Raw genomic sequence first — 14,236 nt, forward strand, 5'->3', positions numbered from 1 at the left:
CCGCCTTTCAATTTCTCAACATGTGCTGAAAAATATTATCCGGTATTAGCCCCGGTTTCCCGGGGTTATCCCAGTCTTACAGGCAGGTTGCCCACGTGTTACTCACCCGTCCGCCGCTCGTTCCACAGACTTCACCTCAGAAGAGGATCCGTCTGCTTCCCGCGCTCGACTTGCATGTATTAGGCACGCCGCCAGCGTTCGTCCTGAGCCAAGATCAAACTCTCCATAAAAGTTCGTTTGAATATAATTGACACCAATCAATCATATAATAGTCTTAGCTAAAAATTGAAATCAGGGTTTAAAAGTTTAACTTTTAACCTGTTTTCTTGACATACTGGTTGTTTTGTTCAGTTTTCAAAGATCAATTTTTCCGTTTGTCGTTTTTTGCGACAAGATATAATTTATCATGGCTGCAGATGATTGTCAATAACTTTTTCTAATGACTTTTTTTCTCTGCAAAATTTGTTGTTTTCTTAACTGACAACAAAAAATAATATAGCATAATATGTTGATAAGTTCAATAGAAAAACCAAAAAAACATTAGAATTGCTTGGCTTAATATTAAAGGGATTCTTATTAAAAGCGTATTTTGCTTTCTTAGAACCCCTTATGTCTTGAAATCCAAGACCAATTGAATATAGCTTTTTAGTTACACAATCCTTTAAAGAAATAGATCTATTGATTCCCAGTACGTTTGGGAATATATTTCATACACTCCTGCTCATTTGCTACACGACGGAACAAGTTAAACAAAACTTTATACCTTTCTCTCATTGCACGTTTAACCATATTATCTATACGATGATCCTCCAGATCCATTAATAACTCTTCTAACTCACGTTTCAGCAGATATTCCATTTCTTTTTGTTCTACGTCATTAATTAACAAACCTAACATTCCATTCACCTTACCTTCTTTACTAATCAGTAAAAACATACGCATATTAATGTATCGTTACAGCAGTTCGTACTTATTATCGAAATCTGTCGGTTTCATATTTTTCTAAAGCTAAGAATAACGAAAGGAAACGCTGATAAATTTCTTTTGTAAATTTACTATTCCCCATATTTATGTATTTTCATCCCTTTTTCGCAACATTTTTGTCTTTTCCATTAAAAGAACAACTGCTTGTTCATATTATAGACTGCCATTCATAGAATTAAATATAAGGAAATGGAGAGGAATGATATGATGGATCATTTTTATGTTGTACGGTTCAATAAATGGAAACGCTGGCTAATTGTATTAATCTTTGCTTTATTTACCGCTACATTTTTATGGTTTGAAAGTGAAGGGGAACTTTCTGTATTTTCAAAGGACAAGCCTTTGGCAATGACAAAAGGAAATGCGGATGAGTCAAATATTGCATTAACCTTTAATATCAGCTGGGGCGAGGAAAAAGTCCATGCTATTTTAAAACAGTTAGAACAAAAAGAAGTACAGGCAACCTTTTTTGTAAGCGGGGAATGGGCAGAACGTCATCCTAAGATATTAGAAAAGATAACTGAGGCTGAGCACGAATTAGGAATGCTTGGATACCGTTATGAGAGTTATTTGGATCAGGAGATTGACCAAGTACGCAAAGATTTACTCCATGCGAGAGAAGTATTCAGGAAAATAGGATATAAAGATATAGAAATGTTACGTCCGCCAAGCGGTAAATTTAACAAAGAAATCATCGAACTTGCCGAACAATTAGGATTCACCGTAATACATTGGAATGTTAACCCTAGTGATTGGAAAAATCCGGGTACAAAGAAAATTGAGAATGCTGTAATGAAACAGACATCGAATGGCGATATCATATTAATGCATGCATCAGACTCCGTTAAACAAACATCTGATTCGTTAAAAACAATTTTACCTGGGTTGAAGAATAAGGGCTTTACGTTTGTCACTATTTCGGAACTCGTTAATCAGGCACATGCAAAATCAAAAATTGTAGAGTAAAAAAACCTGATGTGTTTTTACACATCAGGGAAGTGATCAACATTATGCTTTATCTGAACTTGTCTTGGGATCAATTCTTTCTTTCCCTTTCGAAGCTTCTTTTGTTATTCGGTGCAACACAAGTAACTGATATGTATTACATGCAAGTAATGATATTATCATGAGCCATGCATAATCGGTTCCACTTGTACGCAGGCCAGGAACCCATTCGATAGCCGTCATAACAACCATTAGGAATAATGCAGGAATAAAAGCCCGTTGGTTCGTCTCGCGTGCTTTTATTTTAGCTATTATCCATCCGTATCCAAGTATTCCTGCTGCCATTAAGATAAACCAAAATAACGAAACATCACCATCAGCTGCATTATATGGGAAATAAACTAAATCAAATACAACAAATGCAATTAACAATACCTGAACGGTCGGCCAAAATGTCCGAAACAAGCTAAGGCCGAATTGGTTAATGAATAAATAAACAAAAAAGCCAGTCTGACTGATAATACTAAATAACAAACCTAATCCTGTGAAATAGATAATTAACCCCGTTAGCTCCATAAAATTAAATGGATTTAAAAATTCAGTATATAATGTGGCCTTCACAAAAAAACTAGTGATTAGCCCTACAACCCCGCCGATTAATAATGTTTTTAAAAATAAACCTACCCACTTACGACTATTCAATCCTATTTCCTCCTACAACTATGTTAAGCATCAAGTGATATTTTATCACGAACAATGTTTTTTTTCCTCTATGAAGCGAATATTTTTTTGTTTCATAACTCATATTAAATATGAGAGGAAGGAGGATCATAAATGCTACGTATGATTTTAACTTCAATGATTATTTTGCCCATCATTTTTATAGCAGCATGTAACGGAGGCGGCGGAGCTTCCGGCAAAGAAGCTGATTACGACGCTACAAAGAAAATGGTGGTTGATATATTACAGACAGAAGATGGAAAAAAAGCACTCAAGGAAATTTTGGCTGATAAGAAATTAAAGCAAGAGCTTGTAATTGAATCAGATGTAGTTAAACAATCAATTAATGAGGTACTTGCTTCTGAAAAGGGAAAAGAAATGTGGAAGAAATTATTTGAAGACCCGGAATTTGTTAAAAGCTATGCAAAGTCAATGTCTGAAGAGCAAAAAAAACTAATGAAACAATTAATGAACGATTCCGAGTTCCAGAAACAAATGCTTGAACTCATGCAAAATCCACAGATTAGCAAACAAATGCTTAGTGTCATGAAAGGTCAGGAATTCCGTAAACATCTTGAGGAAACTATTCAACAAACGTTACAAACACCACTTTTCCAAGCAAAAATGACAGAAATACTGCTTAAAGCTGCAGAAGAGAAAAGTAAAAAAGAAGGCGGACAACAATCAAGCGGCGAAAGTGGCAGTTCTGGTGGAGGCGGCGGTTCCGGCGGTGGCTCTGATGGCGGGTCAGGTGGCTCCGGCGGAGGTTCCGGTGCCGGTGGTTCAAGTTAATATTTTAGTTCTAAATCAAAAAGAGGTGACGTATGCCACCTCTAATTTTTTATTCTTCTATTTTTGCTACGATTTTTGATGCAATCTTATGATATTCTTTTCCAATTGGATGATCTTGCTGGTATACAGATGGAGCAAACTCATCCTCTTCTTCATATGGCTGTTGTAAAGGTAATTGGCCAAGTACTTGCGTTTTTAAGACCTCGGCAAGCTTTTTACCGCCACCTTTACCAAATACATATTCTTTCTCACCGGTTTTTTTACTTTCAAAATAGGCCATGTTCTCCACAACGCCTAAGATTTCATGATCTGTTTTTAATGCCATTTGACCAGCACGCGCTGCCACAAATGCTGCAGTTGGGTGTGGTGTCGAGACGATTAGTTCTTTACATGATGGAAGCAATTCATGAACATCCATTGCAATATCACCGGTTCCTGGTGGTAAATCAAGTAGCAAGTAGTCTAAATCGCCCCACTCTACTTCTTTAAAGAAGCTGTTTAGCATTTTACCAAGCATTGGCCCGCGCCAGATGATTGGAGAATTGTCCTCAACAAAGAACCCCATCGAAATGACCTTTACGCCAAACCGCTCAACTGGGATTATTTTTTCGCCGCGAACAGCAGGTCTTTCTTCAACACCCATCATGTCCGGAACACTAAATCCATATATATCAGCATCAATAATGCCAACCTTTTTGCCTAGACGCATCAATGACATGGCCAGGTTAACCGTTACGGTAGACTTACCTACACCGCCCTTACCACTTGCAACAGCGATAAAGTTAGGTTGCTTACCTCCGCCCATTAATGTTTTTTCCTGTTCTGCCTCAGCAGCAGGCTGGAACTTTTCAATAGTTTCGTCAGGTAACTGTTCAAAACGTAAGCCAACTGTTGTCGCACCATTCTTTTTCAGAATACCAACAATTTCCTGCTGTAACTGCATTTGCTCACCAGTGTTCGTTTTTCCAATTCCTATTTTCACACTGACATGCTTTTTCTCTTCTTTTATCGTAATTTCATTAATACCGTCTGTTTCCTCGAGCGTTCTATGTAAAAATGGATCCTTAACAGGGTGAAGTAGTTCCTTTACTTCTTCTTTTGTTAACACGGTAGTCACCATCCCTTTCCTAGAGTCGTATCTATACAAAATAATATCATCTTATTTGCACACAACGCCAGTATAACACAAATCACGTAAAATCTAAGTGATATGTATCATAGGATGGTCGTATAGACGTTACTCTTTTTCAGGTTCTTCTGTGACGTACCGGAGAATTCCTTCATAAATACTCCCGGCAATTTTCCGCTGGTAAGATTCTTTCTTCAAATGTTCGCGCTCATGCTCATTTGACAGAAATCCAATCTCAACCAGGGATCCAGGTACTTCAGCATATTTCAAGAGATATACACCATTAATTGGCAGTGGTTTCCTTGTCGTATTTTCCAAATTTCGAATGATTTCAGATTGAATCATTGTAGCTAAATGTTTACTCTTATCGTACTTTGAATAGTAAAATGTTTGCGCACCACTCCATTTATTGGATGGTAATGCATTTAAATGAAGCGTAACAAAAAAGTCAGCTTCTTTATCGTGGATAAACTTGAGGCGCTTACGGATATCTTCAGCTTTTCGCCTTGATAAACCTTTTGTGTCCTCTTTTGCCAAATCCTTATCTTTTTCTCGAGTCAGGTAAACAAGAGCGCCTGATTGCTGCAGGAAGTCTCGTGTCTTTTTAGCAACAGCTAATGCTATATCTTTTTCCAGTGTCTCGTCCTTTCCAACCGCCCCACCATCTACTCCACCATGACCTGGGTCGATAACGATTGTTTTACCTGAAAGTGGTAATGACCATGTTTCCCAAGTGGTTTCTGATTTTTGAATTGGATATTGAATAAGAAAGGCCAAAATGACAAAACCTACTCCCCAGGTAAACACCTTCCCAAATCGTCCCATAACATTCGCTCCTTATTTATTCTACTTCAACTATTGTATGGGACAAGGTTGTCAATTATGATTAAACATAATGGCGAGTTTAGCCAAAACACAGCAGTGGTAATAAATAAGTAATGAACTATTTTCGGAAGGAGACAAACACATGGATTGGCTTGGAATTGGCGTACTCATTATTGGAATCGCATTTTTGGCATTCGTAATAATGTTAATTAAGCCGCTAAACAAATTATCGGGGGTATTCTCAAGCTTAAAATCAACAACAGATGCTCTGCCGCAGCAGGTTGCTGATATAACTACCGGTGCAAAGGATACACTCAGCACCGGCAGGGAAACGATACAACAACTTAATAACCAAATGAGCGAATTGAGCCCGATTTTTACGATTATAGGAAATGTTGGAGAAACGACAATTAAACTTTCGTCATCAATGGTTGATATCACAAAGGAAATGAAAGAAAACACCGAAGAAGGCAGCACATTTATTGAACGAAATAACCTTGAGGGTCTATACGGTGCAATAACTCTAGGATATTTTGCATTACAGCGCAAGAATCCCTTAGAAAACTCGGCATCCGACAGGTCTTAATGGCAAATGCTTTAGTTGCACTTATGCAGTAAGAAAGAATATATACTTTCTTAACTGCCAACAATAGTAACGGATGTGAATGACCATCAACTTTTATGCTAAGTTGATGGTCATTTTTTGATGTACTAGTGTATTTTAGCTAGTGCCCGCTTGATTTTTGAATATTTATGTTAAAATAACTACAAAGATTGTGAACGACTATTTTTAAACTAACTAACAGGCCGAGTTGAAAATTATATAGGAGTGAATGAAGTGTTGATCGGACATATGAGGGAAATTATTCGTCATCCAGTAAAATCTTTTGCCGGAGAAAGTGTGCAAAAATCCAAAATAATGGATTATGGTTTATACGGAGACCGTGGCCATGCTTATCTAGATGAATCAAAAAAAGGAAATTTTTTAACAATAACACAGTTCCCGGAAATGGTTCGATATAAAGCAAGATATGCAGGAGAAGAGTCGCTGGAGGAATATCCAAAAGTGGAAGTTATAACACCTGAAGGGGAGATCTTTGATTGGGAAGACGAGGAATTAATTAAAGAAATGGAAAACAAATCGAACCGAAAGATTTCTACAATTGAATATCCCCCTTCACAAGTGCCTATTGGACCAATTGCAGTAGAAAATATTCAGCTTGTAACGGACGCTTCAATAGATAATTTGCAAGAAATATGGGGAGAAGTCGAGGTTGACTTTCGACGTTTTCGTCCTAATTTATTTATTTCATTAAAAGAAAAAAAACCGTTTATTGAAGAAGAATGGATTGGTAAACGAATTAAAATTGGAAGTGAAGTAGAAATTGAATTAGTAGGACACTGTAAAAGGTGTATGATTATTACTGTAAATCCTGATAATGCTGAGAGAAATTCAAGCTTGCATAAGACGGTTATAAAAGAACGAAAAAACAATTTTGGCGTTTATGCTTCTGTTATAAAAACAGGTGACATTCATGTGGATGATGAAGTTCATCTACTTGATTAATTTTTGTTTAAAATAATAATGAAATAAACTCTTCAGACATAATAATGCTCCCCATCTAGATACCAGATGGGGAGCATATCGTTTAATAAACTAGTAAGTTTACTTACTCAGCAGGTTTGAGTTCTTCAATGGAATCGATATCCATATAGAATGTTACAGATCTCCGTTCAGTAACTGAGATTTGTTATTATAAATATCACTACTAAAATGGTGCAAATAGATTAGTTATAATATAAAGTTTCCTACTAATTCTTTTCTTCCGTTTTCTTTTTTCTCGATATATTAAAGTTCGCTAATGGTGTGGTCAGCTTTCTCGACATCTCTCCAACATCTTCCACAATATAAAATAAAGGACTTAATGTTCTTAGCTTTTCATTAACATCAGAAAGCGTACTGTTCGTATGATTGATAAGATTCCCAGTTTCTTTAAAAATATCGTTAAGCTGATTCGGTAAATGCTCAACTGTCTTTTCGACTCCACGCAGTACGTGTGCTAAATTATTCAATGTCCATGATAAATAGACAGCTAATACTAAAAAAGCAATTCCTATTAATAATACACCTATTCCAACTAAAGTCATTTTTTATCCCTCATCTCATTATTTTTGACTCTTATTTATAAGTATTGTTTCTTTTTAATCTTCGCAATTGATATAAACTGCGAACTAGTGAAGCTTTTTTGTTCTAATGATGGTTGAGTGCTTACATTCGTTTCGGCAGAATACTTCGCTTTCCATGGGCACGACCTCAGCCTCCTTGCCCCGGCAAGGGGTATGCCGACGTTGTCCGCAAAGGACGGTTTTAGTCGGCCTTCATTTAATCGCTTCTTGCGGGGTCTTCGGAACGTGCTGTTCCCATAGGAGTCTGCGTATTCTGCCTCCACTGATAGAGATTCCTGACTAGAGCCTAAAGTGTTCCCAAGGCTAAGAAGCAATATCACAATAAATATTGATTAATTAACAGGATAGAGTGAGCAACACCTAGCGGAGGAAATACACGTAGACTCCTGTGGGAGCTTGCGCCTAGATGAGACTACGCAGCGACGTAGGAGCAAGGAGGCTCATCAGCCGCCCTTGGTGCGCGTAGTGTATTTCCGAAGCGGTGTCATAGCACTCAACAATTATTCCATATTAGTTCGCAGTTTATATCTTCTGTCAACAACAACAAACTTTTAGAAAACAGCCTTATTTTTTAGCCGGCAAGTTTTCATCTTGAGTAATTAACTCATTCTTATCATTTCGATGTTTCCACTTCTTTGCTATCCGATATGCTACTTCTCCCCACCTTACACTCTCTGCAATTCGATTCATTGATTGAGGTGACGTATATTCAGGTAGTTTTTTTGCTTGTTGAGCCAACATTTCACTTGATGAATTTAAAGAAGTGCCTACATTCTCCAGCGATTTAAATACATTGTCCGTTGCCTTGATTTTATCACCAAAATCATCGACCATTTTTTCAGTTTCATGTAACGTATTTCTTATTTCAGGCGTGATATAATGGAGTTTCTCTTCTACTTCTCCTAAGGTTTCACCAAGTGTTTCCATGGTGCTTGACACACGTTTTAATACGAAGGAAATATAGATAACTATTAAGGCAAATGCCAATGCAAACAATAAAACTCCTACATAGACTAATTCCATTTAGATATGTACCCTCCTTAAAAAAGGTTTACCACTAGCAGGTTGCACTAAAACTTATCTTGCTAACAACCCGATAACAAAATATTTTTCCCAATTCACATTATCATATTTCCCTAAACGTTTCCATTTTATGTTATCCAGTTTTAATGACGTAATAAAAGTTGCTGCCTCGCGAAATTGTGAGTGATCTTCTTCAGCTATCCATTCACCAGGTTTGGCGCCTTTTGTCACCTCAACTGTATCATCCATGCGAATTCCTGTTTCGACTTTTTGCTTATGCATGGTTCCTTCAGTCGTCATTTTCCACAAGTTTTGATTGAATAGTTGTTTTTTTAGGACGGCTGTTGCACCTAGCGATTTATTCGTTGTAATTGAAAGATCTGCATGGAATCCTGGCAATAATCCTTCCATTTCAGTGTCCTCAGAAAAGCTGACATCAAACGGGTAGATACTTGTTCCATGAACGTTTACTGTTTCTGGTGAGTCGTTAATCTCATCCAGATTCCCTTTTAGTAATGCTCCATTTTCTTTAATAGAAACTTCAACAGGCATGTCCCTTTTAACTTCCATCCGCTCCGCTTCCGTAAATTCGCCCTCTGCTTGCAGCTGCATATCACGAATGGTAATAACTGGATTACTTAAGGTTTTGGATATCTTAGTTACCTGCCCTTGATAAGAGCTTTCCACTGTAACGGTATCCCCAGTCGATTCAAGGTCCGATAACTGTGCTTGAATGTTTTGCAGTTGTGCATTCTTCTGATCAAGTTCTTTTTCCTTTTCTGCCAGGTATTGTTCTTTCATATAATTAGCAGTTACAGAATTACTCGTAATATCGAGATTACTGTTTTCATCTTCATATTCAGCCGTTAAATCGGTTTCCGGTACTTGATAAAAGGAAATAGAATCGATTGCTTGCTCAATAGCACTAACTTGATCAGTAAGTTTGCTTCTTTCATTATCAAGATAGGATTTCGTTTCGTAATAATCCTCTACTTCATATGTAAACAACCCATCACCAACATTTACTTGTGTACCTTCATCAATTAGAAACTCCTGAAAGCTTCCTCTGTCTTCATCAAAGTATACACGTTTCTCATTTGTTGTTGCTAATACTCCTCGGGTTTCAATTTTTTCAAACATATCCTTTTCAATAATTTCCGACCATTCTTCGATATAAGATAAGCGTGCCACTTTTTCTTCATCGTCGAAATAAACAAGTAAACTATTAATTGCAATAAACAAAATCACTAATGTCCAAATAAGTTTCCTGCGATTCATTCAAACCACCCACTTATCATATGAATATCCATAAAAGCTAACGCAGCAACAACAGCCCAGTAGATAATATGTAGAAAGATGACACTAAACCATAGCCAGCGTTTTCTAATTGTCGACAAATAACTTAAAAACCTGACCTGAAACCAAATGATCCATAGCTGAAAAAGTGAAATAGAACCAAAGAAAAAAACAACCCATGGCAGATCCGTAAAGTAGGATGCAATGATTCCAAATGATAGTGGTGATACAAACCAATCCAGCCCTAAATAAACTACTAATGGTATCCAGACCACTCGTTCTATCAGCAAAGCTAGAAGAACGATTTCCTGCATGATTAATAGTTTTCGATAAGGTATACCTGTAATTATGTAAAATATGTAAGATGGCACAAATAAAATCACAAGAGCAAACAGTGTCGCAAATCCAATTCTTCCTAGAACAAACCAGAATTTACTTTCCTCGTATTCTAGCGGATTAAATGCTGTTGCATTTCCTGAAATAATATCCGATCCGATCCCTAAAATAGCCATCCAAGCGTATACGACCGCACTAAACAACACGAGCAATGAAGCTATTTTCCACAGATTTTTTAACGTTTCTGCCTTATGGACTCGATATAAGTGATCATCTATCGGAAATAAAAACTTTAGAATGTTAATTTGATAGAGCATGTGCGACCGTCCTTTTTTATTTTTTCATGTGCTATCTATTTTAACGTAATTTATTAAAATATCCCACTTATTTTACAATTTTGTTTCAAAAGTAGGGATAATTCCCTATTCGTTAAAAGAAATCCGGAAAAAAGGTTTGCCGCTTCGGTATAATTTGTTCCAACTGCTCAATTTGTTCCTGATTCCCTTGGATCAACCCAAGATGATATAGCTCCATTGGTCGTTTATATCCTAACAGCATCGATGTAAGATACTGGACTGTGCAATGAATTCCATCCTGAATCCTGGGCTTACCATCTAACAAATGGGTTACTTTTGTTTCACTGCCAATTTGTCTCAGCTGATATACCCCGCTGTTTTCAGGAAGAAAAGAATCTGCTGCATGTATGGAAAGTAATTGAGTGTCACCATTATGAAACGGGTATTGTTTCAGGAATTCCAATATATCAACGATACGAGCCATAAAATAGGCTTCCGTAGCCTGATTGAATCTTGGTTCATCGATTAGAAGGTGAAGATTATCGTTTTCCGGTACAACCATGTCTACTGTTTCGGCCATCGAATCATGATTGGCAATGAACTGGAGCAGCAGCTTTTGTGCATTTAGAGTATTATATACCAGTTCATGGACAGTTACTTTTTCTTCTTTTACTTTATATAAAATATAACCTTCTGCCTGGTCATTTTCATTATAAGCGATTGCTTTATGCCAATCCCCCCTAAACACACGCTGCTCCCACCACTTTTCATCACGGACAAGCGTACCGTTAAATTGCTTGGCGTATTCCGTGTAAATGTTATGTAGCATGGATACTTCTGAATCAACACGTCGTATATATCCATTAGCCTCCCAATTTCGTTTTAACTTTTCCAATGGAATGGTATATTTTTTTTCCGAAAAAGTATGTTCCCAACCATACTTCCGATAGAAGGAAAACGAAAATGGATGTAGAAATGACAAGACTTCTCCCTGTTCTTTCATGTATTTAAGCGCATGGTGAAGCAAGTGCTTCACAGCACCTTGTCTGCGATACTCCGGCCATGTCGCAACAGAACTTATCCCGCCCATTTCAAAGGCTTGGCCATTAATATAACAGGACAGTGGAATCAGGTGGAGTTTTGCCGCAAGCCGATTATTCTCCATCCAGCCCCAGATAGTATGCCGCTTAGCTTCCTCCTGCTTTTTGAGTAATTCTTCTTCAGATAAATCATATTGAAACGCGTATTGCGACAGCGAGAAAATCTTATCAAAGTCCTTATCAGTTAAGGTTTTAATCTTGTTCAATGATTTGTCCTCCCCTACCTATTATTCATATATTCATAATACTAGAATTTTATAGCAAGCTCTATTATAAATCAAAGCTTGGTGTTCATTAAAGGTTTATTTTACTTACTCAGAACCCCTTATACATTGGAGCGCATGCCTTAACATAGATAAGCACTTATGCAATATGAAAACTTTTTAAACTGCTAAAAAACGCCCTCCCGATAAGGAAGAGCGTTTTTGGATAAATATTTAAAACGATTTTGCTTCTTCCCAACATCAACTAAGTATTCAGTATTAATGAAAGGAATACCATCATCATGTTATAAATTCAATATTAAAAAACGCCTACATCCCTGGGGGTATAGGCGCTTAACATAAAAGCAACAACACATATTCTAATTACTGAACCCTTCTAGTTAAGGATTCACGACTTCAACATCACTTTTTTTAACAAATCCAAGCCGGTGATTAAAGAAAATTTGATAATATTCTTCTTCACCTATCACCACTTGGTTCGTTTCCGGATCGTTAAAATACTTTGCATGGTAATACGTTGATTGAAACGGTCCTGTGGCTATATAGAACTGTCCTTCAGAAATTTGGTATAGTGTTTCAGTGTTTCCTTGTGCCCACTCTTCTATTCCTGTTTCATCATAGGCAGCGACTTCAGGATAAGCACCCCCATAAACAGGAATTGACCCCATTCCTTCCTTAGGTTTAATTACAATTCCGTTCCCTGGAGAAGCGTTTTTATTGTTTGGATTAAAAAACCACGCCTTCTGACCACCGTAATAAACTGCGGTCCAATCTCCCTCTTGATCAACTTTATAATAATTTTGCCCAATAGCAGCCTTGTTCCCCCAATCATTAATACGGTTGGTTCCACTATTGCTTAGAAGTGGATCACTGATTAGCGGAGCCTCAAAACTAGGTTCAGTGTATAGCTGTACAAAACTGGATGATTGATGATCCAGTACTTTTGAGCCGTATGTGAATGTCGGCTTATTTGTATTGTAATTAGGATTTATCGTTATAATGTCGCTGTCTTTGCTGCCATTACTTGAGTTAATTGGTTCTCCCAAAAGATCAAAGAAGTGCGACCAATTCCAATAAGCACCTGGGTCCCAGTGCATTGCTCCCTGTCTGGCTTGAGTTAATCCTGGAACTTCGTCATGCCCAATTATATGCTGGCGATTAAGTGGAATGTCATATTTTTCTGCCAAATATTTTACCAATTTTGCAGATGAGCGATACATTTGCTCACTATACCAATCTGTCCCTTCAACCGCAAATCCTTCATGCTCCAAGCCAATGGAGTGCGCATTAAAATACCAATTACCTGCATGCCAACCTGCATCTTCATTACTCAACATCTGTGTAATGGCCCCTGTTTCTGAGTCAAGAACATAATGAGCGCTTACGTAAGATCTGTTTCGAAAGTGGTTAATCGCTGATTCGGCAGTGCCTTCAATATCATGAATGATAATATATCGGATATCTAGACCATCATCAGGACGATTCGCGATGTCATAGTTCCCATAACTACCAGGACTACTAGAGAATTGCTCATAAAGTGCAGGAATAAATGTACATTCTAGACCGTTTGGACAATCAGCACCTGTCTTTTTGGCATTTCGTAGCGGAATATTTTTTGCAGTGTCTTTATTTGGCTCAACATTTTTCGCCTTTAATTTTACTTCTTGTCCATTAATTGTTACTCTCTCTGCCCCCTCTTGGATCGTGTTATAAACATCATCTGCAAACCCTTCGGCAACAGTTTTAATATCAGAACCACTGTATTTTACAACTGCTCCATACCAATCAGATAGATTAGATGGGGTTTCTCCGACTGTTTCCTTTGCATACATTGCAAGAAGGGCTGCTCCCCCACGAATATTTTGTTCGGGATCATTTTTTAATACTTCCAAATCCACATTGAGCAATTGAGCTGCCTTGTCCAGTGTGTTAACGGAATCATTATCGTCTGTAGAGGCTTCAATTTGTTCCTCATTCTTACCGCTGGCATCTTGATTCCCATCAATATGCACCAGGTTCATAAGACTGTAGCCACCTACTTCACTATGACCTTCATGATGATCCCATCGCGATTGATTATATGATACTGCCATCAAAACACTTTGCGGAACTCCAAATTCCTTAGCTGCCTTTTCGAACACTTCCTGTAGATCAACTGAATCTACTGTAGCTGCAACAGTTTCTCTTTCTTCATCATGGCTAAAGAAACCTAATGAAACGAACAATAAACTAAGTCCCAACACAATAGCGAAAGATAATTTTAAAAATATTCTGGATTTAAACGTCATAATAATCCCTCCTTTTTTTATTTAATATAAGTTTCTATTAAATATTAAGATAATCCTCTAAACAATAGGAAAATAAACCAATTTGCCTATG

At 37.4% G+C, this 14,236-nt stretch carries 14 protein-coding genes and 1 rRNA gene; 4 read left to right on the forward strand and 11 right to left on the reverse strand.

Annotated elements, in window-relative coordinates:
* Window positions 1-230 (reverse strand): 16S ribosomal RNA (locus ACE1TG_RS18895); the annotation flags it as partial.
* A gap of 445 nt (window positions 231-675) precedes the next feature.
* Window positions 676-897, reverse strand: coding sequence for a hypothetical protein (locus tag ACE1TG_RS18900; RefSeq protein WP_375054003.1), 222 nt, complete (start codon window positions 895-897; stop codon window positions 676-678).
* Window positions 898-1,191: 294 nt separating this feature from the next.
* On the opposite strand from ACE1TG_RS18900, the gene pdaB reads away from it, so the two are divergent.
* Window positions 1,192-1,950 (forward strand): polysaccharide deacetylase family sporulation protein PdaB, encoded by a 759-nt coding sequence (gene pdaB / locus ACE1TG_RS18905; RefSeq protein ID WP_375054004.1) that lies wholly within the window; start codon window positions 1,192-1,194, stop codon window positions 1,948-1,950.
* Window positions 1,951-1,992: 42 nt separating this feature from the next.
* Here the strand turns inward: pdaB and ACE1TG_RS18910 are convergent, their stop codons facing one another.
* Window positions 1,993-2,631 carry a KinB-signaling pathway activation protein gene (locus ACE1TG_RS18910; RefSeq protein ID WP_375053965.1) on the reverse strand — a complete coding sequence of 213 codons (639 nt, stop codon included), beginning with the start codon at window positions 2,629-2,631 and terminating at the stop codon, window positions 1,993-1,995.
* Window positions 2,632-2,763: 132 nt separating this feature from the next.
* Between ACE1TG_RS18910 and gerD the strand changes: the two genes are divergently transcribed.
* Window positions 2,764-3,441 (forward strand): spore germination lipoprotein GerD, encoded by a 678-nt coding sequence (gerD, locus tag ACE1TG_RS18915; RefSeq protein ID WP_375053966.1) that lies wholly within the window; start codon window positions 2,764-2,766, stop codon window positions 3,439-3,441.
* A 49-nt stretch (window positions 3,442-3,490) separates the two neighbouring features.
* Here gerD and ACE1TG_RS18920 read toward each other — a convergent pair whose 3' ends face one another.
* Together ACE1TG_RS18920 and cwlD are read right to left on the reverse strand one after the other, a co-directional pair.
* Window positions 3,491-4,549, reverse strand: a complete 1,059-nt coding sequence (locus tag ACE1TG_RS18920) for an Mrp/NBP35 family ATP-binding protein (RefSeq protein WP_375053967.1) — start codon at window positions 4,547-4,549, stop codon at window positions 3,491-3,493.
* A 129-nt stretch (window positions 4,550-4,678) separates the two neighbouring features.
* A complete protein-coding gene (gene cwlD, locus ACE1TG_RS18925) occupies window positions 4,679-5,395 on the reverse strand; it encodes an N-acetylmuramoyl-L-alanine amidase CwlD (protein WP_375053968.1) in 717 nt (238 codons plus the stop codon).
* Window positions 5,396-5,537: 142 nt separating this feature from the next.
* On the opposite strand from cwlD, the gene ACE1TG_RS18930 reads away from it, so the two are divergent.
* Both ACE1TG_RS18930 and ACE1TG_RS18935 read left to right on the forward strand, forming a co-directional pair.
* A complete protein-coding gene (locus tag ACE1TG_RS18930; protein WP_375053969.1) occupies window positions 5,538-5,981 on the forward strand; it encodes a DUF948 domain-containing protein in 444 nt (147 codons plus the stop codon).
* A gap of 252 nt (window positions 5,982-6,233) precedes the next feature.
* On the forward strand, window positions 6,234-6,962 hold the full coding sequence (locus ACE1TG_RS18935; protein ID WP_375053970.1) for an MOSC domain-containing protein: 729 nt from the start codon (window positions 6,234-6,236) through the stop codon (window positions 6,960-6,962).
* A 245-nt stretch (window positions 6,963-7,207) separates the two neighbouring features.
* Here ACE1TG_RS18935 and ACE1TG_RS18940 read toward each other — a convergent pair whose 3' ends face one another.
* From ACE1TG_RS18940 to ACE1TG_RS18965, 6 genes are all read right to left on the reverse strand, one after another.
* Entirely contained in the window at window positions 7,208-7,543 is a 336-nt protein-coding gene (locus tag ACE1TG_RS18940) for a DUF948 domain-containing protein (protein WP_375053971.1), read from the reverse strand.
* A 603-nt stretch (window positions 7,544-8,146) separates the two neighbouring features.
* Window positions 8,147-8,605, reverse strand: a complete 459-nt coding sequence (locus ACE1TG_RS18945; RefSeq protein WP_375053972.1) for a DUF948 domain-containing protein — start codon at window positions 8,603-8,605, stop codon at window positions 8,147-8,149.
* 54 nt (window positions 8,606-8,659) lie between these two features.
* Complete coding sequence (locus tag ACE1TG_RS18950) at window positions 8,660-9,883, reverse strand: efflux RND transporter periplasmic adaptor subunit (protein WP_375053973.1); 1,224 nt, start codon at window positions 9,881-9,883, stop codon at window positions 8,660-8,662.
* On the reverse strand, window positions 9,880-10,554 hold the full coding sequence (locus ACE1TG_RS18955) for a hypothetical protein (RefSeq protein WP_375053974.1): 675 nt from the start codon (window positions 10,552-10,554) through the stop codon (window positions 9,880-9,882). Before ACE1TG_RS18955 ends, ACE1TG_RS18950 begins: the two co-directional genes overlap by 4 nt.
* Window positions 10,555-10,666: 112 nt before the next feature.
* A complete protein-coding gene (locus ACE1TG_RS18960; protein WP_375053975.1) occupies window positions 10,667-11,839 on the reverse strand; it encodes a GNAT family N-acetyltransferase in 1,173 nt (390 codons plus the stop codon).
* A 398-nt stretch (window positions 11,840-12,237) separates the two neighbouring features.
* Window positions 12,238-14,145 carry an N-acetylmuramoyl-L-alanine amidase gene (locus tag ACE1TG_RS18965; protein ID WP_375053976.1) on the reverse strand — a complete coding sequence of 636 codons (1,908 nt, stop codon included), beginning with the start codon at window positions 14,143-14,145 and terminating at the stop codon, window positions 12,238-12,240.
* Window positions 14,146-14,236: the final 91 nt, after the last annotated feature.

The sequence above is a fragment of the Virgibacillus sp. JSM 102003 genome (assembly GCF_041949995.1).
Taxonomy (GTDB): Bacteria; Bacillota; Bacilli; order Bacillales; family Amphibacillaceae; genus Lentibacillus.

What these genes read in the sequence shown, in the direction of transcription:
- gerD (WP_375053966.1), top strand. Translation starts at nt 2,764, where the DNA reads ATGCTACGTATGATTTTAACTTCAATGATTATTTTGCCCATCATTTTT.
- ACE1TG_RS18955 (WP_375053974.1), bottom strand. Translation starts at nt 10,554, where the DNA reads ATGCTCTATCAAATTAACATTCTAAAGTTTTTATTTCCGATAGATGAT.
- ACE1TG_RS18930 (WP_375053969.1), top strand. Translation starts at nt 5,538, where the DNA reads ATGGATTGGCTTGGAATTGGCGTACTCATTATTGGAATCGCATTTTTG.
- ACE1TG_RS18950 (WP_375053973.1), bottom strand. Translation starts at nt 9,883, where the DNA reads ATGAATCGCAGGAAACTTATTTGGACATTAGTGATTTTGTTTATTGCA.
- ACE1TG_RS18900 (WP_375054003.1), bottom strand. Translation starts at nt 897, where the DNA reads ATGTTAGGTTTGTTAATTAATGACGTAGAACAAAAAGAAATGGAATAT.
- cwlD (WP_375053968.1), bottom strand. Translation starts at nt 5,395, where the DNA reads ATGGGACGATTTGGGAAGGTGTTTACCTGGGGAGTAGGTTTTGTCATT.
- ACE1TG_RS18945 (WP_375053972.1), bottom strand. Translation starts at nt 8,605, where the DNA reads ATGGAATTAGTCTATGTAGGAGTTTTATTGTTTGCATTGGCATTTGCC.
- ACE1TG_RS18940 (WP_375053971.1), bottom strand. Translation starts at nt 7,543, where the DNA reads ATGACTTTAGTTGGAATAGGTGTATTATTAATAGGAATTGCTTTTTTA.
- pdaB (WP_375054004.1), top strand. Translation starts at nt 1,192, where the DNA reads ATGGATCATTTTTATGTTGTACGGTTCAATAAATGGAAACGCTGGCTA.
- ACE1TG_RS18965 (WP_375053976.1), bottom strand. Translation starts at nt 14,145, where the DNA reads ATGACGTTTAAATCCAGAATATTTTTAAAATTATCTTTCGCTATTGTG.